This is a genomic window from Pseudomonas sp. GM102 (genome assembly GCF_000282555.1).
In the GTDB taxonomy this organism is placed as follows: Bacteria; Pseudomonadota; Gammaproteobacteria; order Pseudomonadales; family Pseudomonadaceae; genus Aquipseudomonas.
In genome coordinates, this window is sequence record NZ_AKJB01000118.1 from 16,857 (window position 1) to 39,373 (window position 22,517).

19 protein-coding genes and 1 pseudogene are annotated in these 22,517 nt (G+C 60.1%); 8 read left to right on the forward strand and 12 right to left on the reverse strand.

From position 1 onward, the window contains the following. Positions 1-260: 260 nt before the first annotated feature. The 6 genes and pseudogenes from PMI18_RS04140 to PMI18_RS04120 form a co-directional block, all read right to left on the reverse strand. A complete protein-coding gene (locus tag PMI18_RS04140; RefSeq protein WP_443200878.1) occupies positions 261-1,196 on the reverse strand; it encodes a sigma 54-interacting transcriptional regulator in 936 nt (311 codons plus the stop codon). Between the two features lie 1,017 nt (positions 1,197-2,213). After that, positions 2,214-3,176, reverse strand: a complete 963-nt coding sequence (locus PMI18_RS32005; protein ID WP_443200879.1) for an amino acid ABC transporter ATP-binding protein — start codon at positions 3,174-3,176, stop codon at positions 2,214-2,216. Then, positions 3,156-3,749, reverse strand: a pseudogene (locus PMI18_RS32010) (amino acid ABC transporter permease); the annotation flags it as partial. The gene PMI18_RS32005 and the pseudogene PMI18_RS32010, both read right to left, overlap by 21 nt. A 49-nt stretch (positions 3,750-3,798) precedes the next feature. Next, positions 3,799-4,596: a transporter substrate-binding domain-containing protein gene (locus tag PMI18_RS04130; RefSeq protein WP_007906147.1), complete on the reverse strand. Its 798-nt coding sequence runs from the start codon at positions 4,594-4,596 to the stop codon at positions 3,799-3,801. Between the two features lie 26 nt (positions 4,597-4,622). Next, complete coding sequence (locus tag PMI18_RS04125) at positions 4,623-5,672, reverse strand: isopenicillin N synthase family dioxygenase (RefSeq protein WP_007906149.1); 1,050 nt, start codon at positions 5,670-5,672, stop codon at positions 4,623-4,625. Continuing rightward, positions 5,665-6,522 carry a sugar phosphate isomerase/epimerase family protein gene (locus PMI18_RS04120; protein ID WP_007906151.1) on the reverse strand — a complete coding sequence of 286 codons (858 nt, stop codon included), beginning with the start codon at positions 6,520-6,522 and terminating at the stop codon, positions 5,665-5,667. The genes PMI18_RS04125 and PMI18_RS04120 overlap by 8 nt, the downstream gene beginning before the upstream one ends. Before the next feature lie 303 nt (positions 6,523-6,825). On the opposite strand from PMI18_RS04120, the gene PMI18_RS04115 reads away from it, so the two are divergent. Further along, on the forward strand, positions 6,826-7,644 hold the full coding sequence (locus tag PMI18_RS04115) for a DeoR/GlpR family DNA-binding transcription regulator (protein WP_007906154.1): 819 nt from the start codon (positions 6,826-6,828) through the stop codon (positions 7,642-7,644). A gap of 5 nt (positions 7,645-7,649) precedes the next feature. On the opposite strand, the gene otnI is transcribed toward PMI18_RS04115, so the two are convergent. From otnI to PMI18_RS04085, 6 genes are all read right to left on the reverse strand, one after another. Then, positions 7,650-8,432, reverse strand: coding sequence for a 2-oxo-tetronate isomerase (otnI, locus tag PMI18_RS04110; protein WP_007906156.1), 783 nt, complete (start codon positions 8,430-8,432; stop codon positions 7,650-7,652). Between the two features lie 116 nt (positions 8,433-8,548). Then, a complete protein-coding gene (locus PMI18_RS04105; protein WP_007906158.1) occupies positions 8,549-10,009 on the reverse strand; it encodes a GntP family transporter in 1,461 nt (486 codons plus the stop codon). Positions 10,010-10,203: 194 nt separating this feature from the next. Then, on the reverse strand, positions 10,204-10,842 hold the full coding sequence (otnC, locus tag PMI18_RS04100) for a 3-oxo-tetronate 4-phosphate decarboxylase (RefSeq protein ID WP_007906160.1): 639 nt from the start codon (positions 10,840-10,842) through the stop codon (positions 10,204-10,206). Beyond that, on the reverse strand, positions 10,839-12,131 hold the full coding sequence (gene otnK / locus PMI18_RS04095; protein ID WP_007906162.1) for a 3-oxo-tetronate kinase: 1,293 nt from the start codon (positions 12,129-12,131) through the stop codon (positions 10,839-10,841). The genes otnC and otnK overlap by 4 nt, the downstream gene beginning before the upstream one ends. A gap of 10 nt (positions 12,132-12,141) precedes the next feature. Beyond that, positions 12,142-13,047: an L-threonate dehydrogenase gene (gene ltnD, locus PMI18_RS04090; protein WP_007906163.1), complete on the reverse strand. Its 906-nt coding sequence runs from the start codon at positions 13,045-13,047 to the stop codon at positions 12,142-12,144. Between the two features lie 41 nt (positions 13,048-13,088). Then, the gene (locus tag PMI18_RS04085; protein WP_007906164.1) at positions 13,089-13,793 is read right to left on the reverse strand and encodes a FadR/GntR family transcriptional regulator; all 705 of its coding nucleotides are present in this window, start codon (positions 13,791-13,793) and stop codon (positions 13,089-13,091) included. A gap of 478 nt (positions 13,794-14,271) precedes the next feature. On the opposite strand from PMI18_RS04085, the gene PMI18_RS04080 reads away from it, so the two are divergent. Genes PMI18_RS04080 through PMI18_RS04050 form a run of 7 tightly spaced genes read left to right on the forward strand, consistent with a single transcriptional unit; the run spans position 14,272 to position 22,515 of the window. Continuing rightward, positions 14,272-16,158, forward strand: a complete 1,887-nt coding sequence (locus PMI18_RS04080) for a 3-dehydroquinate synthase (protein ID WP_007906165.1) — start codon at positions 14,272-14,274, stop codon at positions 16,156-16,158. Next, a complete protein-coding gene (locus PMI18_RS04075; protein ID WP_007906166.1) occupies positions 16,155-17,045 on the forward strand; it encodes a UbiA family prenyltransferase in 891 nt (296 codons plus the stop codon). The genes PMI18_RS04080 and PMI18_RS04075 overlap by 4 nt, the downstream gene beginning before the upstream one ends. Continuing rightward, positions 17,042-17,815, forward strand: coding sequence for an EboA domain-containing protein (locus PMI18_RS04070; RefSeq protein ID WP_007906168.1), 774 nt, complete (start codon positions 17,042-17,044; stop codon positions 17,813-17,815). The genes PMI18_RS04075 and PMI18_RS04070 overlap by 4 nt, the downstream gene beginning before the upstream one ends. Positions 17,816-17,851: 36 nt before the next feature. Beyond that, positions 17,852-18,736, forward strand: a complete 885-nt coding sequence (locus PMI18_RS04065; protein ID WP_007906170.1) for a TatD family hydrolase — start codon at positions 17,852-17,854, stop codon at positions 18,734-18,736. Then, positions 18,733-19,962, forward strand: coding sequence for a metabolite traffic protein EboE (gene eboE / locus PMI18_RS04060; protein WP_007906172.1), 1,230 nt, complete (start codon positions 18,733-18,735; stop codon positions 19,960-19,962). The genes PMI18_RS04065 and eboE overlap by 4 nt, the downstream gene beginning before the upstream one ends. Beyond that, the gene (locus tag PMI18_RS04055) at positions 19,952-21,397 is read left to right on the forward strand and encodes an alkaline phosphatase family protein (protein ID WP_007906181.1); all 1,446 of its coding nucleotides are present in this window, start codon (positions 19,952-19,954) and stop codon (positions 21,395-21,397) included. Before eboE ends, PMI18_RS04055 begins: the two co-directional genes overlap by 11 nt. Continuing rightward, positions 21,376-22,515, forward strand: a complete 1,140-nt coding sequence (locus tag PMI18_RS04050) for a hypothetical protein (protein ID WP_007906183.1) — start codon at positions 21,376-21,378, stop codon at positions 22,513-22,515. Before PMI18_RS04055 ends, PMI18_RS04050 begins: the two co-directional genes overlap by 22 nt. The last annotated feature ends 2 nt before the right edge of the window (positions 22,516-22,517 follow it).

Sequence of the window (22,517 nt, forward strand, 5' to 3'; positions counted from 1 at the left end):
CCGATAATCCGCCAGGGCACTTTCCTCCCTCATCAGCCATCGAACAGGTCATCTGGTCGGGCCAACGATCAATGCGTGCCAGGGTGATTCCCGTCTGCACGCCTTATTCATCCCGTCAGAAAAAGCATTTCCAACGATTGTCATATCCCATGGGGGGTTCCAGAACTCCTCTAATGGGAGTTTGATAAACACCAGGTTTTAGAACCAAAACAGTGCAAGAACGATTTTCGATGCTGTGCCGGCAATCGCTCAGAAACCCACTACACCCCCATCCACTCGCTTGCAGAGGTGATGTCCAACGCTTTCATGCGGTGGTAAAGGGTACGCTTGGGAATCCCCAGTTCACTGACCACCGCCTCGATGCACTTGGCGTGGCGAAAAAGCGAGTCCTGAATGAGGGCTTTCTCGAACGAACGCAACTGAGGCCTCAGCAATACTGTGCTTTCACCGCTGGCATGATGCTCTCCCTGCAAGGGCGAAACTCCCAAAACGAAGCGTTCAGCAGCGCCCTTGAGCTCTCGGATATTACCCGGCCAATGATGGCTGAGCAGTTGCTTGCGCAACTCGGCCGGGGCTTCAAGCATGGGTTTGGTGTGCTTGGATGCCGCATCCTCGGCAAAGCGTTCGAACAAGGGCAATATCAAGTCGGGTCGAGAGCGCAGAGTGGGAAGTTTGATGGTGATGACATTCAAGCGAAAATACAGGTCGCGACGGAATTTACCCTGCTCGACCAGCGTTTTCAGTGGCGTTTGCGTTGCTACAAGAACTCGCAGATCCAAGGGCACGAAACGCGTAGAACCCAATCGCTCGATACCACGCATCTCCAACACCCTGAGCAGTTTTGCCTGCAATAGCGGCGGCATACTGTCGATTTCATCGAGAAACAATGTGCCCTTGTCAGAAGCCTCGATGTAACCGGATCGAGATTTATGCGCCCCGGTAAAAGCCCCTGCCATCACCCCGAACAACTCGCTTTCCGCCAGTTGCTCGGGCACTGCGGCACAGTTCAGAGCGACAAACGGCCCTGATCGTCCGGAGAGTTGATGGGCACGGCGCGCCAACGTGTCTTTCCCGGTACCGGTTTCTCCTTCAAGAATCATATCCACTTTGAGTGGAGCGGCCGTTCGGATGAATGACTGTAACGCTCCCCAAATGTCTAGTACTTCATGCACCTGTTGTGGATGGTTATTTTCCATATCGCCCCCCGCCATCCTTTTCATTAACCATGACAAACACTCCTATTCCGCCTGGGCTTTTTTTATACGATCGTGTGCTTTAACTGCCGCAAACCCAGTCCATTTATCTTTCTCGGGTGTGCAGCAGGGGAACATGATAAGCAAACTTCAATCTATACCCCAACCCTTCACGACAGATACAGTTACGTACGCTAACCTACCGCAACAATCGCCACCTCATTAATTCTCGTAAAATCAGCGTCGTACCCAACTCAACTCCCGGCTCGAATAAATACGTCAATAAATCAGATTCTCTTCCCGGCGTCTTGATATCCGCAAAAAAGACAAACGTCTCAAGAAGTAAAATGGACGTCGCGCTTGAATGGGTGAATAAGCGTTAATTTTTGTCAGCATTTTTTTAAATGACCCTGTGTCTTCCCCCCTCGCCGTCCATTCAGATCGAGCCAAGTTTTCTTGACCTGACGAGCAACATTGTTCATCAGGAACAAGCCAGGCACTTATAATCGATCACCCTACCGCCAAAATCATCGGCACTCATCATGAACATTACCTATTGAGTGGTTGTGTTTATTCAATAACCAGAACAGGCAAACTCTCTCTATGCTCAGGCATCGCGCGATGCGCACGAGAGGAGATTTTGCGAAACGGGAGCAAGTTAATATCTGATCGACCGGTCAGTTAAGCCGTAATGCGAAGAGTACGGCGCGGCTGTAATTGCTTGACTGACTGACCCTATGAATCAGAACGCCGAAGCAAGGGCTATGCCGATTTCCTTTGATGTGTGGTCTTTTAGAGGATGAAGGCTCTGGTGTGGAGGCTCAAGCGAAGCAACAACGTTTTGGCCAGCCATCTCGCTGATGGGCCGTTACAGCGCCATCTGCTCAAATGATAACGTTATGTCCGATATCGGCTGCCAGGATTGATCATATCGATCAGTCACGGGCCCGTTGCAGGCCCGCAAAGTACCCGCCGCGCCAATCTGACGGGTGAGTTCTGATGGCGCTCAGCCGAACGCATTCAAGACAGGCATCCCTCCTCCTCTGGCTCCTGCAACCCCATGAACCGCCGCACTCTATGAGCCTCAGGCTCCTCGCGGATCGCCCGTGGCGAGGCATCCAGCTGTATGTGGCCGTTGTCCATGAAGATCACCCGGTCGCAAATCGACAGGGCAAAGTCCATCTCATGGGTGACGATCAGCAGGGTCATGCCTTCCCGGGCCAGATTGCTGATGACCGTGAGCACCTCGCCGACCAGTTCCGGATCCAGCGCCGAGGTGGGTTCGTCGAACAACAGGATGTCCGGGTCCATGGCCATGGCCCGGGCAATAGCCACGCGCTGTTGCTGGCCACCGGACAGTTGATGCGGATATTTGTGGACGTGTGCCAACAGGCCGACCTTGTCGAGTAGCTGACAGGCGCGTTGTTCGCTCAGTGCGCGGCCGACGCCATGATAACGGGGAGCGAGGCTGATGTTGTCCAGCAGTGTCCGGTGCGGGAACAGGTTGAAGTTCTGGAACACCATGCCGATGCGCCGTACGCCCTGACGAACCCGACGGCCATCCGGTTTGTCGCCGGCATTAATGAAGCTTTCCCCGAACAACAGGATTTCGCCTTGATTGATGTGCTCCAGGCCATTGATCGTACGAATCAGCGAGGTCTTGCCGGAGCCCGACGGGCCGATGATAGAAATCACCTGGCCACTTTGCACCTTCAGGTCGATGCCCTTGAGCACATGATGATCGCCGTAGCGTTTGTGCACGCCCTGCAGTTGCAGGGCCGGGGCGGCGCCTTTGGCCGGGGGTTTGAGCGTGCTCGTTGCGACAGGCGCCAGACTGTCACGCAGCACTTTTGCCGAGGCGCTATCGAGGGTTTGCGGTGTCCGCAGGTTGAGGTCCAGGTAGCGCTCCAGACGCTGCAGGGCGAAGCCGAACACAGTGACGATCAGCACGTAGTACACGCCCACGGCCGCCAGGGTTTCCATCACCAGGAAGTTCTGGGCATACAGGCGCTGACCCACTGTCAGCAGCTCGGTCAGTGAAATCACCGAGATCAACGAGGTCAGTTTGACCACCGTAATGTACTCATTGATCAACGTCGGCAGTGAGATGCGAAACGCCTGGGGAATCACAATCAACCGTTGCAGGCCGAACAGGCCGATACCCAGGGCACGGCCGGCTTCCTTCTGACCCTTGGCGACAGAGATCAGTCCGCCACGATGAATTTCGGCCATGTACGCGGCCTCAGTGACCACCAGCGCCAACAGGCCGGAATAGAACGGTACCGACAGGATCGGCCCGGCACCGGGTAGCAGCTGCGGCAGGTTGTAGATGAAGACCACCAATACCAGCAGTGGAATGCTGCGAAAGAACCAGATGTAGAGTGACGCCGGCATGCGCAGCCAGGGCAAGCTGGACAACTTGGCTGATGCCAGAACGAAGCCCAGCACCATCCCCAGGAACCAGGCCAGGGCACTCAGTTCGATGACGGTCAGGCTCGCCGCCCAGAAGTCAGTCTTGGAGAACAGCGAAATAAAGTAAGACCAGTCGAATTGCATAGACACCTCGTGCGAGCCGCGCCCTCGACCGAGGGCGCGGTTTCAGCCATTACTCGGAGACCGGTTCCAGATCATATTTTTTGAGAATGGCGGCGTACTCACCGTTGGCTTTACTGTCGGCCAAGGCTTTGACCAGCGCCTGATAGGTAGCGTCGGCGTCTTTCTTCACGTAGATGCCCAAGGTCTGCGGATAAACCAGCTTCTGCGAACTGACCACGACCCGCCCGTTGGTGCGCTGGGCGATCATGTGCGCGGCACCGGCGATTTCCACCTGCGCCTGAATGTTCTTCGAGAGCAGCGCCTGCGTCACTTCGGGAGCCGAGGGGTACTCGTTGACGGTGATGGCGCCTTTGTTGTTCGGTACGCAATAGTCTTTGGACAACTGGGTGAATTTGGCGACCCAGGTGGTGCCCTGCTCCAGACCGATCTTCAGGCCGCACAAGTCCTCGGGAACCTGCGGGGTCAACTCACTGCCCTTGGGCACCATGATCGCGGCGCCGGTGTTGGCATAGGCGATGGTGCGGGCCTGGAGCTGGCGTTCGGGAGTGATGTACATGCCGGAAATGATCGCGTCGTAATGCCCGGCGTTGAGGCCATTGATCAGATTGGGAAACTTGGTATCGACGAAGTTGGCCTTGACGCTCATCGCCTTGGCCAGGGAGTGGGCCAACTCAGGATCGGAGCCAACCACATTCTTGTCAGCGTCGTAGGACTCGAACGGCGGGTAGGTGATTTCCATACCGACCTTCAACACACCGGGGGTCGCGGTGCTGGCGAAGGCGGCGTTGGCGCAGAACAGGCCGGCGGCGAGCAGGCTCAGTTTGCTCAGGGCGTAGTGGTTTTTCATCGTGGGAAGCTCCGTTGGTTGTTTTTTTAGGAATGAGTGGTGGTGTTTTTCAGGCGGCCGAAGCTCGATGGCTTTCGAGCCCGGGACGGCAGCTCAAGCTCGCCGTTTTCCACGCGTTTGCGCAGGTACTGGTAGGTCTGCAGCGCTTGGCTCCACATGTGTTCGCCAATCGCCAGTGCCTCGTAATCCCCGGCATCCTTGGCGAATGCCGGTAGCGGTTTGATCAGCGTGTGATAGTCGCAGGCGTAGAACAGCGGGAAGCTGTAGCGCTCCTGAGCAACCTTGCGCACCCGGTGGGCGGTGGCGACAAAGGCACCTGCGGTCATGACTTCCAGCATGTCGCCGATGTTCACCACGAACGCCCCGGGCATTGGCGGTGCATCGATCCATTGATCCTGATCGTTAAGCACCTCCAACCCCGGCTGATCGGCGTACAGGATGGTGAAGCACTCGTAGTCGGTATGTGCGCCGATGCCCGGAGCGTCGACGGCTTCGGCGTCGAAGGGGTAATGGATCAGCCGCAGCTTGGAGGGCGGGCGAGTCACCAGCGCATCGAAGTAGCCCTCCTTCAGCCCCAGGGCCAACGCGAAGCCATCGAACAGCCGGCGGCCAAGGGCAAACACCGCCTGATAGTAGTTTTGTACCGCGCCCTGGAAGCCCGGTACGTCGGGCCAGTGGTTCGGCCCCAGCAGCGGCGTACGGTTGAGGAACAGCGGGTCATCCACTGACACTTCGAAGCCGATATCGAAGGCCTCTTTATGATCCGGCTTGCCCTTGGAATACACCTCCTCACCTTCGGGCACGAACCCCTTATGGCTTTGCGAGGCGCCGATGTAGTGGCGCATCTTGGCTTCCAGCGGCTGTGCAAAATAATCCCTGGCCGCCTGGCGCAGGCCCTCGATCAGCGCCGGATCGATGCCATGCCCGGTGATGTACAGAAAGCCCACATCGCTGGCGGCGCGGCCCAGTTGCTCGGCCACTGCAAGGCGGTGCTCCAGTTCGATACTGAAGAGTCCGGCGATGTTCACCACCGGGATGCTGCTGAAGTTGGCCTGGGTTGATGAGGTATTACTCATGGCGGGTTCCTTCACGGGTGAAACGGTCGAAGTGTTCGCGCTCGGTCCGGGCCATCCACTGGTTCAAGGTCCAGAGGTCGGCCACCGGCATGTTGGTGAAGGGCAAGTGATGCAGATAACCGTCGGCACCGAACTCCGGCGTCAGGGTGCTGACCGAATAGCCGCGCTGAAGCTGAGAGGCCCAGACGGCCTCCCAGTGGCGCTGATGAAACGCCAGTTCACGGGCATATTCCGGAGCAGCGGGATGGGGGACTTGCGGGCCCTGGTCATAGCCGACCCGGGCCTGAAGGTGATGCACACGCTCGACGAAGGTCGAAAGATCGTCGGCCGGGTCGTCCAGCAATCGCTCACAGCAGACCACCCAATGGCTGATGTCACTGGTGAAACGCAGTCCCGGCAGTTGGCGGATCAGTTCCAGGGTTACCCATGGGCTGTACAGGGAACGGGCGCGGTGAGTCTCGAAACTGCAGAACACCCCATGCCTGGCGGCCAGTTCCATGGCCTGGCCGAAGAACTCGACCTGCAATGCTTGCGGCCAGCGATCGTTGCCGGCCAGCAGATTGACGAAACGTGGGGTCAGCTCCGTGGCCCAGCCCAGCTTGCGATCAATGTCGGCCAAGTGTTGGGCGGGTGTGGCGTTCTGGTCGGGCAATACATCGTAGGCACTGAACAGCGTGCAGATATAGGGAACCCGATTGCTGCGCAGGAAAGCGCCGAACTCGCCACGCTCATTGGCCTGCAGCGGCAGGCGTGCTTCGATGCCATCGAAGCCGGCGGCGAGCAATTCATCCAGGGCCTGTGCCTTGCTGGCGGTATAGCCCCACAACGTGCGGAAAATCTCTAGCTTCATGCATTCCTCTCGGCTGCGTCGGGCCACTAGCGGATGGGGCTGGTGGCATTACTGGGCAGTCGAAAGGGGATGCTGCGGGCTGCTGCTCTGATGGCTGCGGTCCCGTGCGACGAATCCTAAGGCTACGGCGACAAACGATTGAATAGGCTGCAGCAAATAGTTAGTTCAGAAATTCATGAACTAACGCTGGCGGGTTTCCTCATGGGAACAGTGATCCGCAACACCTCGTCCCTTCACCGTAGATTCGCTACTATGTTTGCCCCCGCTCTCCTTGTCTGCGGTTTTCTTCATTCTGGAGCCCGAATGCCTAGTCAAAAGGACATCGCCGCCGAAAGCGGCGCACCGATGATCCCTGAACAGCGCCGTGAGTTGATGCTGCGCCAGTTGCGCAAGCATCAGGTGCTGAGCGTTCATCAATTGATGGAAATGTTCGACTGTTCGCACATGACCATTCGCCGCGATATCGCGCTGCTGGAACAGGAAGGCCGTGCTTACTCGGTCACCGGTGGCGTGCGAATCGCCAGCCAGCTCCATAGCGAGCCCAGCCATCAGATCAAGGCGGTGGTCGAGTTGCCGCAGAAGCAGGCGATGGCCAAGCTGGCCGCGCGGCTATTGCATGCCGATATGACGGTTTATCTGGATGCGGGGACGAGCACGCTGGAGATCGTCCCGTACATCAAGGCGCTGTCGGGCATGACCGTGGTGACCAACGACTTCGGGATTGTCCAGGCGCTGATCGATGCGCCCCATGTCACGGTGATTCACACCGGCGGGCAGCTGGATCATTCCAATCAATCGTGCGTGGGCGGTCTGGCGGTGGCCACCTTGCGTCAGGTGGTCACTGATGTCGCCTTCATCTCCACCAGCTCCTGGGATTTACGTCGCGGCCTCACCACGCCTTCGGCGCTGAAGGTGGAGGTCAAGCAAGTCGCGATGCAATCGGCCTCGCAAGTAGTGCTGGTGGCCAGCAGTTCGAAGTACGGCACGTTCAGCATGTACAGGATCGCCGGGCTCGAACAGTTCGACATCATCCTCAGCGACGACGCGCTGACCCCTGCCGCGGCCGATAGCATCCGCAAGCAGGGTGTGGAACTGCTGTTGCCCGGCGATAACAACGTGTAAGGCGTTTAGCGCGCCTTCCAGTCCCGCAGCCACTGCAAGCCGGCCGAAGTGTTACCACGCGGCCGGTATTCGCACCCTACCCAGCCGTCATAACCCAACTGGTCGATCAACTCGAACAGATAGGGATAATTGACTTCTCCCAGGTCCGGCTCATGTCGATCCGGCACGCCGGCGATCTGGATATGGCCGATGTCGTCGAAGTCCCGACGCAGTTTAGTGGCCAGGTCCCCTTCGACGATCTGGCAGTGGTAGCAGTCGAACTGAACCTTCAGGTTAGTGGCGCCCACTTCCTTGCAGATGGCCTGGGCCTGATCCTGCCGGTTGAGGAAAAAGCCCGGCATGTCCCGCGTATTGATCGGTTCCAGCAGCACCGTGATGCCAGCCTTGGCGGCTTGCGCGGTGGCATAAGCCAGGTTCTCCAGGTACACGCCGTGATGCCGTGGGCGATCAGTTTCCGACGGCAGCAGCCCGGCCATCACATGGATGCGTGAGTTGCCCAGCACCGCGGCGTATTCCAGCGCGCGATCGAAACCGCTACGAAATTCACTCTCCCGCCCCGGCAACGACACCGTGCCGCGCTCGCCCGCCGCCCAATCGCCGGGCGGCGCGTTGAACAGTGCCTGCACCAGGCCGTTGTCGCTCAAGCGCTGTTTGAGTTCCTGAGCACTGTAGTCGTAGGGAAACAGGTATTCCACGGCTTCGAAACCATCGGCGGCAGCGGCGGCGAAGCGGTCCGGAAACTCATGTTCCGGATAGAGCATGCTGAGGTTGGCGGCAAAACGAGGCATGGTAGCTCCTATCTATGTTTTTGTAGGAGCCAGGCTTGCCGGCGAAGGCGATCTCAAGGACGCTTTCGCCGGCAAGCCGTGCTCCTACAGGTGTTCGATCGCGTCGACAATTTTCGTTAGACAAACGGCCAGATCAACAAGGTAATACCGAAACCCAACGTACCGAGCAAGGTGGTCAAGACCGTCCAGGTACGCAAGCCGTCGGCCACGTTCAGCCCGGAGAGTTTGGTGAAGATCCAGTAACCGGCATCATTGATATGGGACATGGCCAACCCGCCACCGCCCATGGCCAGGCACAACAGTGCCATGTGATTCGCCGTGAGATCGAGGGTAGCGATCAGCGGGCTGATGATGCCGGCGGTGGTCACCAGCGCCACCGTGGTCGAACCCTGGACCGCACGCAACAGCATGGTCAGCAGAAAGCCCAGCGCGAGTACCGGCAGACCAGTGGTGCGCAGCATATCGGAGACCACGGCGCCGATTCCGGTATCCACCAACACCTTGCCGAACACACCGCCGGCGCCGGCAATCAGGATCACCATGGCCACGCCAGGCAAGGCCGAACCGATCACGTCAGACACCTGAGTACGACTCCAGCCCCGACGCGAACCCAGCAACCAGGCACACAGCAAAGTATCGATCAGCAGCGCCACCAGCGGCGCGCCGAGCACGGTCATGATGCCGCGCAGAACCGAGTCGGCAGGCAGCAACGAGGTGGACAGCGTTCCCAGCAGAATCAGAATGATCGGCAACACAATCAGGCTGACGATCAGGCCAAAACCCGGTGGCGGTGCCGGCGGCAGTTTGGAGACGATGCTGCTGGTGGCTTCTTCCAGGCCCATGTGAGACGCAGCCACGGCCGCTCGTTCAGGGCTCTTGTCGTTGCCATTGGACCAGGCAGCCAGATCCTCGTTGGTGACATGGGGGCCATAGACCTCGGCACGAATATCGTCGGTCATCGGGTACACCCGACGGGTCATGCGCCCGGCCACGCGGTAGCCGACATAGCAAAGGAACGCTGTGATCGGCAGACCGAACATCAGCACGCGACCGAGGTCGGCGCCCAACTGGCTGGCAGCTGCCACCGCACCCGGGTGCGGTGGCAGGAAAGCATGTACGGTCAGCAACGCAGCGCACATCGGCAGTGCGAACACCAACAACGGTTTACGCGCACTACGAGCGACACCATAGGCCAGCGGCATCAGGATGATCACGCCGACTTCGAAGAACACCGGCACCCCGACCATGAACCCGGCAATCGTCAGCGCCAGTGGCGTGCGGCGATTGCCGAAACGGGTAATCAGCGTCTTGGCCAGCGCCTCGGCGCCGCCGGAGAGTTCGATGATACGCCCGATCATCGCGCCCAAGGCAATGATGATCGCGATATGGCCCAAGGTCTTGCCCATGCCGCCTTCGATGGTGGCGACCAGATCAGCCGGTTTAACCCCAGCCACCAGCGCCACCAGAATGCTCACCAGCATCAAGGCCACGAAAGGCTGGAACTTGTACTTGAGCACCAGAAACAACAACAGAGCGATCCCTAGCCCCGCGGTAACCATCAAGATTAACGGGCTCATTTCAAAAGCCCTCCACGCCGGGTGAACGAAAGGGTTTTTCTGAAAATGCCGCAGTGAAGGTGAATCATGCCTGGATGTCCTCTTGTTATTGTATTTTTCAGGCAAGCCGGGGTCGTGGGAAGTCGCTGCGCGTCTTCCGAACAGGGCCTGCTTTATCGGTCTATCGTGTTCTATCGTGTTAAAAAATCAGAGCGCTACCATTGCGCGCCGAAGGTCACTCGCAGCTCGTCCAGTGCTGCCTGATCGAGCGGCTCGGGCTTGGGATTGCTCATCAGCCACAGCCGTGCGGTTTCCTCGAGTTCTTCCAGGGCGTAGCTGGCCCTGGACACCGAACTTTCCCAAACTACCGGCCCCAGCCGTTCGAGCATCACGCCGCGAACGCTGTTGGCCAGTTGCGCAACCTGTTCGGCCACTTTCGGCGAGCCGGGACGCTGGTAGCTGATCAACGGGATAGGCCCGACTTTCATCACCTGATACGGCGTCAGTGGCGGCAGAATGTTGTCCGGCTGCCAGACACCCGCCAGCGTCAACGCCACCAGATGGGTGGAATGGGTATGCACCACGCCACCGACGCCCGGGTTGCGGTCGTAGACTTGGCGATGCAGCGCCAATGTTTTCGAAGGCTTGTCACCAGAGACCCATTCGCCCGCCAGATTAACCTTGGCGATGGTCGCCGGGTCGAGGCGACCGAGGCAGACGTCAGTCGGTGTGATCAACCAGCCGTCGTCCAGACGTGCGCTGATATTGCCGGCGCTGCCAACGGTGTAACCGCGCTCATAAAGGCTGCGACCAACCTGGCAGATTTCTTCGCGCAGAGCGTTTTCGTCACTCATTGAGCACCCCCGGCCAGTTGCTTCAAGGCTTTGCTGAAGAAATCCCGACCACCGAAGTTGCCCGATTTGAGTGCCAAGGCCAGAGGCTCATCCGTGCTGCTGACCGTCGCCGGCACACCCGGATCGATCTGCGCGCCGATCTGCAGCAATTGCACACCCAGCGCCTGAACCACAGCACCCGAGGTTTCACCGCCAGCGATCACGAAGCGTCGTACGCCGTTCTGGCGCAGGCCCTGAGCGATCTCACCCAACGCATTCTCCACCAAGGTACCGGCCCGTTCGACGCCGAGTTGCTGTTGCACCGCCTTCACTTCGTCCGGGGTGCTGGTGGCGTAGATCAATACGGTCTGTTCGTTGTCACGGGCGAAGGCCAAGGCCTGGGCAACCACCGGCTCCCCGGCAGCCAGGGCCAACGGATCAATCCGAAGCGCCGGCCGACCGGCTTCGAGCCAGGCCGCCACTTGCCCATTGGTAGCGATCGAAGCGCTGCCGGCCAACACCACTTCTCCACCGGACACCGCCGGGAGTTTCGAGGCATCGAGGTCTCGCAATTTGCCGGCGCGACGGAAGTTTTCCGGCAGACCCAGGGCCAGCCCCGAACCACCGGTCAGCAACGGCAAATCGGCGCAAGCGGCCCCGAGGGTGTACAGATCGCTATCCGACAAGGCATCGGCAATCGCCATGCCGACACCTTGAGCCCGTAACTCTTTGATTCGCTCACGCACCGGCTCGGCCCCTTGGGCAATGGTGTCGTAGCGCAACAAACCGACGTTCAGACTGGTCTGCGATTGCAATACCCGAACCAGGTTGGCGTCAGTCATCGGCGTCAACGGGTGATGTTGCATGCCCGACTCGCTGAGCAGTTGATCCTGCACAAACAAGTGGCCGCGAAAGATCGTCCGGCCATTCTCCGGGAACGCCGGGCACGCCAAGGTGAAATCGCTGCCCAACGCCGCCAGCAGCGCTTCGCTGACCTGGCCGATGTTGCCGGCAGCGGTAGAGTCGAACGTCGAGCAGTACTTGAAAAAGATCTGCTCGCAGCCTTGCTCACGCAGCCAGGCCAGCGCGGCGAGGGACTGTTCGACCGCTTCGGCGACGGGAATGGTGCGCGACTTCAGGGCGATGACAATCGCATCGGCATCAAGCCCGGCAGCCACTTCGCTGCTCGGAATGCCGATGCTTTGCACGGTGCGCATACCGCCGCGCACCAGCATGTTGGCAAGGTCCGTGGCGCCGGTGAAATCGTCGGCGATGCAACCCAGCAAAGGGCGTGCGGTGGTGGTGTTCATTGGGCGTTCCTCAAACCGGCTCAGTCTTGGCAGTCGGCAACTCGATGCCGGGGAAAATCTTGATCACCGCCGAGTCGTCTTCACGACCGAAACCTGCGCTGGAAGCCTGCATGAACATCTGGTGGGCAGTGGCCGACAACGGCAGCGGGAATTTGCTGGCCCGTGCGGTATCCAGCACCAGGCCCAGGTCCTTGACGAAAATATCCACCGCGGACAACGGCGTGTAATCGGCCTTGAGAATGTGCGGCACGCGGTTTTCGAACATCCAGGAATTACCGGCGCTGTGGGTGATCACTTCGTAAAGCGCATCGGCATCGACCCCTTCACGCAGACCCAGCGCCATGGCTTCGGCAGACGCAGCGATGTGCACCCCGGCGAGCAACTGGTTGATGATCTTGACCTTCGAGCCCAGGCCATGGGTGTCACCCAGGCGATAGACCTTGCCGGCCATGCCCGCGAGGACCGCTTCGGCCTTGGCATAAGCATCGGCCGGGCCAGAGGTCATCATGGTCATTTCACCGGCAGCGGCCTTGGCCGCGCCACCGGAAATCGGCGCATCCAGATACAGCAAGCCTTGTGCGGTCAGGCGCTGGCCCAGATCGACGGCGTAGGTCGGCGCCACGGTGGCGCAACCGATCACCAGGCTGCCAGGGCGCAACGCAGCGACGGCACCACCCTCGCCAAACAACACGGTTTCGGTCTGCTCGGCGTTCACCACCACGGTAATGATCACGTCGCACTCAGCAGCCATGTGCGCGGGTGAAGCACACGCCACACCGCCCTCGCCGGCAAACTGTTCCGTTACCGCCGCACGCACATCACAGGCATGCACATTGAAGCCGCTGCGCAACAGTGAGCGGGCAATGCCCAGGCCCATCGCGCCCAGACCGACAACACCGACATTTTTGTTATTCATGGGGTACTCCTTAGTGACCGGCTTATGAGGAAAACCGCGGCCTATTCCACGCCGGCAAGGCGCAGGCGGCGGGCCGCGTTGTAGATATGGGCACGGGCGGCATTCCCGGCGGCGAGCGGATCGCGCAGCCGAATGGCCGCCACGATCGCTTGGTGTTCTTCGTGTACCTGACGGGAGAAATCCGCCCTGCCCGCCTCGTTGGTGCGGGTGATGCGGGTGGCGGCCTCCAGGTACTGACTGACGAATTCCAGAGTCTTGAGAAAGTAGGGATTGCCCGTGGCTTGAGCGATGGCGCGATGAAACGCCACATCGGCGCGAACACCGTCCAGCCCTTCATCGACCTCTTCATCGATGTGTGCCAGCGCCTCGTCAATCTGCACCAGATCCGCCTCGCTGCGATTGAGCGCCGCCTCGCAAGCGATTTCCGCCTCGATGGCACGTCGCAGCGCCAACAGGTGAAAGACACTGCCGGGCAGATTGGCTTCGGCGTAATCGATACGCAGCGGGCGGATATTGGCGTTGGCGGTAACGAAGATGCCGCGCCCTTGTTGGGGCTGCAGCACGCCTTCGTTCTTGAGACGGGAAATGGCTTCGCGGACCACGGTGCGACTGACACCGAAGGCTTCCGAGAGCATCGCTTCACTGGGCAGTTTGCTGCCGGTGGCGAACACACCGTTCTCAATCTTGTCCAGCAGCTGCTGAGCGACGCTGTCACTCAGCACGTGAGTCGGGACCTTGTCGAACATCGTAGCCATCCTGTTTTTGTCTTGTTATCAGGTTGTCATACAGGTTGAGCAGATAATCCCCCAATGAACGGATTATGTGAAGTCTTTTTTAAAATAACATTTTTTAACATGCTAGCTGCGCAAAACCTGTGGGAGCGGGCTTGCTCGCGAAGGCGCCAGCACAATCAACATTGATGTCGCCTGATACACCGCTTTCGGGAGCAAGCCCGCTCCCACATGGATCGCGCTTGACTGACAGGCATTACCCAGGCGGCTGAATACCGGTGTTTTCAGAGGGCATCGCGGAAAAGGTCAGATTGCCATCAGGCGACCTTGCAAAAACACCATGACCGTCTAAGTTCAAGACTAACTTCACAGGCGCAATCAATCGCCCATCAACCAGCCCCTCAGGCGAGAGAGTCTATTGACCTAAAACACACCAGACGCTGCTTTTGATAACTGACACGGAATCAGTCAAAAATAACAAGAGGGATGCTTGATGAAGCGCAGCCGTGGGTATCGTGCGTTCTCGCAAAGAGGGCCAGCCGAACATTTTTGGCTGTCATTGTTTTGCTTCTCAGGCCTGGTGATCGCCAGCTTTCTGTTGTTCGAACAACAGCTCCAGGACTTCCTGACCCATCTCAACCTGTACCTGCCGTCTACGCCCACCCAGAAACTCAACCTGGCGCTGTTGCTGATCGCCCTGCTGGCGCTGGACGTGGTGCTGCCGGTGCCTTCGAGCATGGTCGCGCTGCTGGCCGTGGCCATGCTGGGCAGTCTCGGTGGCTACCTGGTGATTTTCATTGGCCTGTGCCTGGGTGCCGGGCTGGGTTATGCGCTGGGAGCCGGCTATTTTCGTCTGCTGTCCGGTCGCCTGGGTCTGCATCAGCGCCAGCCGGGGCAGTTGGCGTATCGGTTGGGCACGCTATCGTTGATCTGCCTGCGCGGTGTGCCGGTACTGGCGGAAACCTCAGTGGTCGCCGCCGGCATGCAGCGTTATCCGCTGCGCGCGTTTTTACTGGTCACCACCCTGGCCAATGCCGGCCTGGCACTGGCCTACAGCGCCATCGGCACCTTCCTCGTCGAGCAAAACGCACTGCTGGTGACCCTCCTCGCCAGCATGGTGTTGCCCGCACTGTTTATCGCCGGGTACAGCCTGTTCAAGACCTTGCGCAAACAAGTCGCGGAGCAACCGCTGCACGGGCGTTTCGAGGTCAGTTATGACTACCCGGTGGTGTTCACCGATCACCTGTTCGAGTTGTCCAACCCCTGCCTGCACCGCCAGCTCACTGCACGACTCACCCCACAGCACCGGGGCCCGGTGACGGTGCTGGTTTTCGCTGATGAACAACTGTTGCAAAGCGCTCCACAATTGCTGGAACAGATCGATGCCTACTTTGCCGCCCATGCGGCGGATCTGCATTTGCTGGCCGCGCCGATTGCGGTTCCGGCCGGCGAGCGGAGCAAGGATTCACAGGTGCTGCAGCAGCTGTACACCGACATGCTGCAACATGGGCTGGACCGGCATTGCTATGTCCTGGCCCTGGGGGGTGGCGCGGTGCTGGATGCGGTGGGTTACGCCAGCGCCACCTTCCATCGCGGCATTCGCCTGATTCGTATCCCAAGTACCGTGCTGGCCCAGAACGATGCCGGCATCGGTGTGAAAAACGGCATCAATGCCTTCGGCCAGAAGAATCTGCTGGGAACCTTCTACCCCGCCACCGCGGTGATCAACGACTTCCAGCTGCTGACCAGCCTGACCCGTCGCGACCAAATCGCCGGGCTGGCCGAGGCGGTCAAGGTGGCGCTGATCAAGGACCAGGCGTTTTTCCAATGGATGGAGCAACAGGCCGACGCCCTCGCCCACTTCGATCACCCGGCCAGCCGCTACGCCATCCGCCGCTGCGCCGAACTGCACCTGGCGCACATCACCGGTGCTGGCGACCCCTTCGAACGCGGTAACGGGCGACCACTGGATTACGGGCACTGGGCCGCGCACAAACTGGAAAATCTCAGCCACCACCGGCTGCGCCATGGTGAAGCCGTGGCAGTGGGCATGGCCCTGGATGGACTCTATGCCAATGCCCTCGGGCTGTTGAGCGATGCCGACACTGAACGTGTGCTGAGCCTGTTGCTCAAGCTCGGCTTCAACCTGTGCCCACCGGAACTGACCTTGAAAAATGCCCAGGGGCGCTCACAGGTTTTGTTCGGGCTGGAGGAATTCCGCCAGCATTTGGGTGGGCAACTTTCCATCCCCATGCTCAGCCGGATCGGCGAGTCGGTGGACTTGCATGAAATCGATACCGCGCGGATGGAGCAGGCGCTGCAACGACTGTCCACCCGCAGCAGTCCGGCGCTCACCTTGAGCGAAGGCTGCGCGCAATGAGCCAGACACCGCTGAACCTGAAGACCTGGATGACCTTGGGCCGGGTATCCAACCTGCCCACGGTGTGGACCAACACCCTGGCCGCCGCCCTGCTGGCCAGCAGCGCCGGTGCCCTGGCGCCGCCGTCGTCGCTGGTGTGGATTCTGCTGCTGGCCGCACTGTCGCTTTTGTATCTGGCCGGCATGTTGTTGAACGACCTGCTCGACGCCGACTGGGACCAACAGCACGATAACCCTCGCCCCATCACCCTCGGCCTGGTCAGTCGACAACAGGTGGGGCTGGTCACTGCGCTGTTGCTGATGCTGGCCACGGCGTCGGTGCTGGGCCTTAGCCGGTTGATCGACCAGCCGCAGTGGCTGCTGGGCAGCGCCACCCTGCTGGTCGGCTGCATCCTCGGCTACAACCTGCTGCACAAGAAATACGCCCACAGCGTCTGGCTGATGGGGGCCTGCCGCTCGGCGCTCTACCTCACGGCGGCGGCCAGCCTGGCGGTGCCACCGGAGCCGATCTGGCTCTGCGCCATTTTGCTCGGCGTCTACATCAGCGGCCTGACTTACCTGGCCCGCCAGGAACACCGCAATCAATTGCTCAGCCGCCTCCCACTGATCCTGATGCTGAGCCCGCTGGCATTGGCCATCTATTCCGACAATGTCTGGTTTTGGCCGGTGCTGCTGCTCTGGCTTGGCTGGCTGGGCTGGCACTACTGGCACCACCTGGCCAACCCGCAGCAACGGCAGGTCCGTGCCTTTATCGGCGCTGGCCTGGCGGCGCTGCCGCTGTTCGATGCCCTGGTGCTGGCTGTGGCCAACCAGCCTCTGGGCAGTTTGTTATGTGTTCTGGTGTTTTTCCTGCTTCCACACTTCCAGCGCTGGATCAAACCGACATGAACATGGACGTCACCGCGCCGCCATCGGCGGCCCTCGACATGCGCCACGACTGCCTCGCCGAACAACGCCAGGCCTTCACCCAACAGCTCGATAACACTGAGCTGCAGTGGTGGCGTCAGGCACAGGAGCGGCTTGACCAACGCCCGGACGCCAACACTGCTGCGCTATTGAGCAGCCAGTGCAAGCGCAGCCTCAAGGAGCCTGCAGTGCCCAACAATTGTGGCTGGAGCAACGTCCAGCTGGCGCGAGCGTTGTTGCTGGCTCAAGTGCTGGAGCAACAACCCCTCGCCGGACAACTGCCCTTGCTGCGCCAGTTGTTTTTATGGGGCGATGATCAGGAAAAAATCGCCACCTTGAAGGCCCTCGACTGGCTCGATAGCCGTGGGCTGTGCGTGGAATTGGCATTGCAGGCCGGGCGCACCAGCAACAGTCAGGTGTTTGCCGCCCTCGCCCTGGACACCCTCTACCCGTCGCGTCACTACAGCGAACGGGCCTTCCACCAACTGGTGCTCAAAGCACTGGGCATGGGGCTCGACGTACGACGCCTGATCGGCCTGACGCAACGACACAGCGTCACCCTCAACCAACTGGCCCTCGACCTGCTGGACGAACAGCTCGCCGCGGAACGAACGGTGTCCGCCGGGCTGCCCCGAGTGATTGCCTTCAACCTCCTCAGCCCGGCGCAACACCAGCGCCTGATCGGCCTGAATCAACAGCAACGCCTGCCGCCGGAATGGCGTGACTACTTGGCCGGCACCTCACCGAATTGATGTTCAACGACCCCCTCCCCTTGACGAGGATTCACCATGCTCAAGTACTTCGACCCGCATATTCATATGGTCAGCCGCACCACCGATGACTACCAGAACATGGCCGCCGCCGGCATCACCGGGGTGATCGAGCCAGCCTTCTGGCAGGGCCAGGCCAGGACCAGTGTCGGCAGTTTCATCGACTACTTCGACACCCTGTTGGGCTGGGAGCGTTTTCGCGCCAGTATGTTCGGCATCCATCACTTCTGCACCATCGGCCTCAACCCCAAGGAGGCCAATGACCTGTCGGTGGCCAATGAAGTGTTGGAGATTCTGCCGCGCTACCTGGTGAAAGACGGCGTGGTGGCGGTCGGCGAAATCGGCTACGACGACATCACCCCGGAGGAAGACCGCTTTCTCGCCGCGCAATTGGAGCTGGCCAGGCAATTCAATTTGCCGGTGCTGGTGCACACCCCGCACCGCGACAAGATCGGTGGCACCAAACGCACTCTGGCAGTGATTCGCGAAGTGGGGATTGCCGAGCACTTGGTGATCATCGACCACCTCAACGAACTGACCCTGCCGCTGGTGCTGGACAGCGACTGCTGGCGCGGCCACTCCATCTACCCCAACACCAAGATGTCGGAACAGCGCATGGTCGCCCTGTTGCAGGAGTACGGCACTGAGAAAATGGTGGTCAACAGCGCCGCCGACTGGGGCATCAGCGATCCGCTCAAAGTACCCAAAACCGGCCAGGCGATGCTGGCCGCCGGCTTCAGCGAGGCCCAGGTCGAACAGGTGCTGTTCCACAACCCGGTGGACTTTTTTGCCCAAAGCGGCCAACTGGACAAAGCCTTGGTCAGCACCCCGCTGCCCATCGATCAGCGTCGGCAGTGGCAGGACAATTCCGCGCTGCGCGGGCAGGAACCGGTGATCAAATGAATGCCGGCACGGGTTGGGCTGCCGCGCAGGTCGGTTATTGCAGCAACGTGCACCCGACCCGTGACCTGGCTGGGCTACGGTCATCCATCGAACAGCATTTTCAGGGCGTGCGAACCCTGCGTGGACTGAACGAGCAGGACAGTGGACTGTGGATCAGCGCCCTCGCCGCATCCGAATTACAGGAGGCATCGGCTCGCAAGGACTTCCGAAGCTTGCTGCAACGCAGCGGCCTACGCCTGACTTCGCTTAACGGCTTTCCCTACGGCCAGTTTCATCAGGGCGCGGTGAAAGCCGATGTCTATCTGCCCAGCTGGGCCGACCCGAAACGGCTGGCGTACAGCCTGAATCTGGCCCGGGTCCTCGCGGACGCCTTGCCGGCGGACTGTGATCAGGGAGTGATTTCTACTGTGCCGCTGGGCTATGCCGCCAGCTGGAGTCCGCAGTTACAGCAGCGTGCCGAGCATCATTTGCGCCAGCTCACGGCCTCACTGACCAGGCTGCATCGGGAGACGGGCAAGAAGATCGTGTTCTGCCTGGAGATGGAGCCGGACTGCGTATTGGAAAATACCGACCAGGCGATCGCCTTCTTCCACCACTGCCAAGCCACGGACCCGCACCATGAACATTTGGCACTGTGTTTTGATGTCTGCCACCAGGCCGTGATGTTTGAAGACTGCTATCAATCGCTGCACAGGCTGCGCGAGGCCCGGCTGCCCGTGGGCAAGATTCAGCTGTCCAACGCGCTGATTTGTCGCCTGCCCCAAGACGATAACCGGCGCGAACACGTGCTCAAGACATTGAGCGACTTTGCCGAAACCACCTACCTGCACCAAGTGAAAGCCCGTGATACGCAAGAGCGATTATTGAGCTGGGCGGACCTTCCCGCCGCCCTCGACGATTGCGCAAAGCGCCCGGGGCAATACCCCGAGTTGAGGATTCATTTCCACATTCCGCTGTTCAGCGAACACTTGCTGCTGCCCGAGCTCAGCAGCAGTCAGATCGCCCTGTCGCAGACCTTCGACTTTCTGGCAGACCATGCGGATTTTCGTCCCGTGCTGGAAGTGGAAACCTATAGCTGGGGCGTCCTGCCCGCCACGCTTCGGCCCACTACCGAGCACGCCCAACTCCAGGGGATCGCCGCTGAACTGCACTGGGTCGAAAACCAATTGCGGCAGCGCCAATTGCTGCAATCCCAAGTGCGGGAGGCGTACGCCGATGCCCTCTGATCACCCGCGTCAACCGCTGCTGCTGATCAACATGGTGGGGCTGACACCGTCGCTGCTGGGAGCGGCGACTCCCCACATCAATGCCCTGTTGAAGACGGCAAAAATGGCCAGCCTGCAACCGGTGTTTCCGGCCGTCACGTCTACGGTGCAGGCCTCGATCCTCACCGGTCTGTCGCCGTCGGAGCATGGCATCGTCGGCAATGGCTGGTACTTTCGCGATCAGGCCGAAGTACGTTTCTGGTTGCAACCCAATGCACTGATCCAGGGTGAAAAGGTCTGGCAGCAGCTCAAGCGTGAGATCCCCGGGTTTCGCTGCAGCCAGTTGTTCTGGTGGTACAACATGTATGCGGACGTGGATGCCGCCATTACCCCACGCCCTCACTACCCGGCCGATGGCCGCAAAATGTTCGGTCTGTATTCGTCACCGGCAGCGTTGCACGAGCGTATCGAGCAGCAGATCGGCGAATTCCCCTTTCCGGGTTTCTGGGGCCCGGCGGCCGGCATCGCGTCGAGCCGCTGGATCGTCGACTGCGCCATCGCCGAATTCCAGCTCGATCGACCCGACCTGCAATTGGTTTACCTGCCGCATCTCGATTACAGCCTGCAGCGTCTGGGCCCCGATCATCCGTCGATTGCCGACGAGGTGCGGGCCATCGACAGTGAAGTGGGTCGTCTGTTGGCCTTTGCCCAGGAGCAAGGCGCGGCGGTGATGCTGCTGTCCGAATACGGGATCGAAGCCGTCCAGCAATCTGTATCCATCAACCGCTTGTTGCGCTCGGAAGGCTTGTTGCAAGTGCGCCAATCGCTGAGCTGGGAATTGCTCGACCCCGGCGCCAGCGCGGCTTTTGCCGTGGCCGATCATCAGATCGCGCACATCTACGTGAAGCAGGCGCAAGACATCCCTCGGGTCAAAGCGCTGTTGCAGCGCCAACCCGGCATCGAGCAGGTGCTGGATAAAGCCGAACAACGGGCCTGGCAACTGGATCATCCGCGCAGCGGCGAGTTGGTGATCGTGGCGGCACCGGGTTACTGGTTCGATTACTACTACTGGTTCGACGATCGCAAGGCCCCCGACTTTGCCCGCACCGTGGACATCCATCGCAAGCCCGGCTACGACCCGCTGGAGCTGTTCATCGACCCGGCCATTCGTTTTCCCAAGTTGAAAGTGGCGCGCCGCCTGCTGCAGAAAAAGCTCGGCTTTCGCTACTACATGGACCTGATTCCGCTGGACACCAGTCTGGTCCGTGGCAGCCATGGCCGCCTGCCCGCCAGCGAGAAAACCGGGCCGCTGCTCATCACCAATTGCGATCTGCCGTTGCCGCAGCGTCTTGCTGCCACGGCGGTGAAGCAACTGCTCCTCGAACACTTCCTGGGGCACCCACACACCGACCCGGCCAATGCCAAGGAGCTTCCATGCGGCGAGCCATTTCTATAACAGTTCTGAGTGCCCTGGCCGGATTGGCCCAGGCTCAGAGCCCGAACACCTTTGATTGCAGCAACTTCCTGCAGTTTGGAGGAGACGTCGACAAGACCCGGGCCACGTTTGTCCAGAGCCCCGAGACCCTGGCCTGGAACTGGTTCGTCTGCTTGAACCAACCTGCCGCCGCGGGGAGCCCCAACCGTGAGTGGGAATCCATGAAGCCCTCCGACCAGGTCTACCTGGCCAATGGCGCCAAGCCCGCCCCTTATGGCACGTCCGTGCCGCCACCGGACGCCGTGCTTACACAAGCCAAGGCGCAGGGAATGGACCTCTCCCGAACCTTCCATAACCTCAATGCCACGCAACAGGTCGATGGCATGATTCTGGAAATGGGCGGTGCGGTGCCGGCGTCGGAAACAGGCAAACCCGTGCGCTTTCAGCTGCTGATGGGCGAAGGCACTTTCGATTATGTGGTGCAACGCCAGGTCTACAACATGAACGGCCAGGCCGCCTTGACCAGCAATCTGGAGTTCCCCTCCATCGCCTGGGAGTTGAAATCCGCCTGGCTGTGGATCGGCTCCGACGCGACCTACAAACAGACACTGGAAAACGACGGTTACTACATCGCCCAGGCCTATTACCTGCAAGACGGCAAGTACCAGGTCGGTTATGCAGCGCTGAGCGGCTTGCACATCATCAACAAACTCAATCCCGGTTGGGTCTGGACCACCTTCGAAAACATCAACAACAGCAAGTACACCGTCACCACCGGCTACCCGGGCACTCCGATGACCAACAGTACCGGGCCGATTGCCGCTGCCAAGCCCGTCAATAGCCAATTCCAGGCCCAATACCCCGGGTTGTCGAAGTACGAGCTGATCGCCGTCCAGTCCAGAACCAACCCGACGTTGCTGGCCAACTCTCAGCTGGAGTCCGCCTTTCAGAGCCAGTCGTCGTGCTTTGCCTGCCACGACACCGCGGCCTACTCAGCGAAAAAGGGCTATTTCAACTTCGCCATGAAAGAACAGGGCGGCATCGTCTACCCCACCGCCCCTCTGCCGGACTCGGCCTTTGCCGGTTACAACAAACTGGACTTTGTCTGGTCGCTCAAACGCGCCCAGTGGCAACGCTAAGG

Bases quoted from the DNA above. Each gene is read 5' to 3' on its own strand.
- PMI18_RS04055 (WP_007906181.1), top strand. From the start codon at position 19,952: ATGCCCTCTGATCACCCGCGTCAACCGCTGCTGCTGATCAACATGGTG.
- PMI18_RS04070 (WP_007906168.1), top strand. From the start codon at position 17,042: ATGAACATGGACGTCACCGCGCCGCCATCGGCGGCCCTCGACATGCGC.
- otnI (WP_007906156.1), bottom strand. From the start codon at position 8,432: ATGCCTCGTTTTGCCGCCAACCTCAGCATGCTCTATCCGGAACATGAG.
- PMI18_RS04065 (WP_007906170.1), top strand. From the start codon at position 17,852: ATGCTCAAGTACTTCGACCCGCATATTCATATGGTCAGCCGCACCACC.
- PMI18_RS04080 (WP_007906165.1), top strand. From the start codon at position 14,272: ATGAAGCGCAGCCGTGGGTATCGTGCGTTCTCGCAAAGAGGGCCAGCC.
- otnK (WP_007906162.1), bottom strand. From the start codon at position 12,131: ATGAACACCACCACCGCACGCCCTTTGCTGGGTTGCATCGCCGACGAT.
- eboE (WP_007906172.1), top strand. From the start codon at position 18,733: ATGAATGCCGGCACGGGTTGGGCTGCCGCGCAGGTCGGTTATTGCAGC.
- otnC (WP_007906160.1), bottom strand. From the start codon at position 10,842: ATGAGTGACGAAAACGCTCTGCGCGAAGAAATCTGCCAGGTTGGTCGC.
- PMI18_RS04085 (WP_007906164.1), bottom strand. From the start codon at position 13,793: ATGTTCGACAAGGTCCCGACTCACGTGCTGAGTGACAGCGTCGCTCAG.
- PMI18_RS32005 (WP_443200879.1), bottom strand. From the start codon at position 3,176: ATGGAAACCCTGGCGGCCGTGGGCGTGTACTACGTGCTGATCGTCACT.
- PMI18_RS04120 (WP_007906151.1), bottom strand. From the start codon at position 6,522: ATGAAGCTAGAGATTTTCCGCACGTTGTGGGGCTATACCGCCAGCAAG.
- ltnD (WP_007906163.1), bottom strand. From the start codon at position 13,047: ATGAATAACAAAAATGTCGGTGTTGTCGGTCTGGGCGCGATGGGCCTG.
- PMI18_RS04115 (WP_007906154.1), top strand. From the start codon at position 6,826: ATGCCTAGTCAAAAGGACATCGCCGCCGAAAGCGGCGCACCGATGATC.
- PMI18_RS04130 (WP_007906147.1), bottom strand. From the start codon at position 4,596: ATGAAAAACCACTACGCCCTGAGCAAACTGAGCCTGCTCGCCGCCGGC.
- PMI18_RS04050 (WP_007906183.1), top strand. From the start codon at position 21,376: ATGCGGCGAGCCATTTCTATAACAGTTCTGAGTGCCCTGGCCGGATTG.
- PMI18_RS04140 (WP_443200878.1), bottom strand. From the start codon at position 1,196: ATGGAAAATAACCATCCACAACAGGTGCATGAAGTACTAGACATTTGG.
- PMI18_RS04075 (WP_007906166.1), top strand. From the start codon at position 16,155: ATGAGCCAGACACCGCTGAACCTGAAGACCTGGATGACCTTGGGCCGG.
- PMI18_RS04125 (WP_007906149.1), bottom strand. From the start codon at position 5,672: ATGAGTAATACCTCATCAACCCAGGCCAACTTCAGCAGCATCCCGGTG.
- PMI18_RS04105 (WP_007906158.1), bottom strand. From the start codon at position 10,009: ATGAGCCCGTTAATCTTGATGGTTACCGCGGGGCTAGGGATCGCTCTG.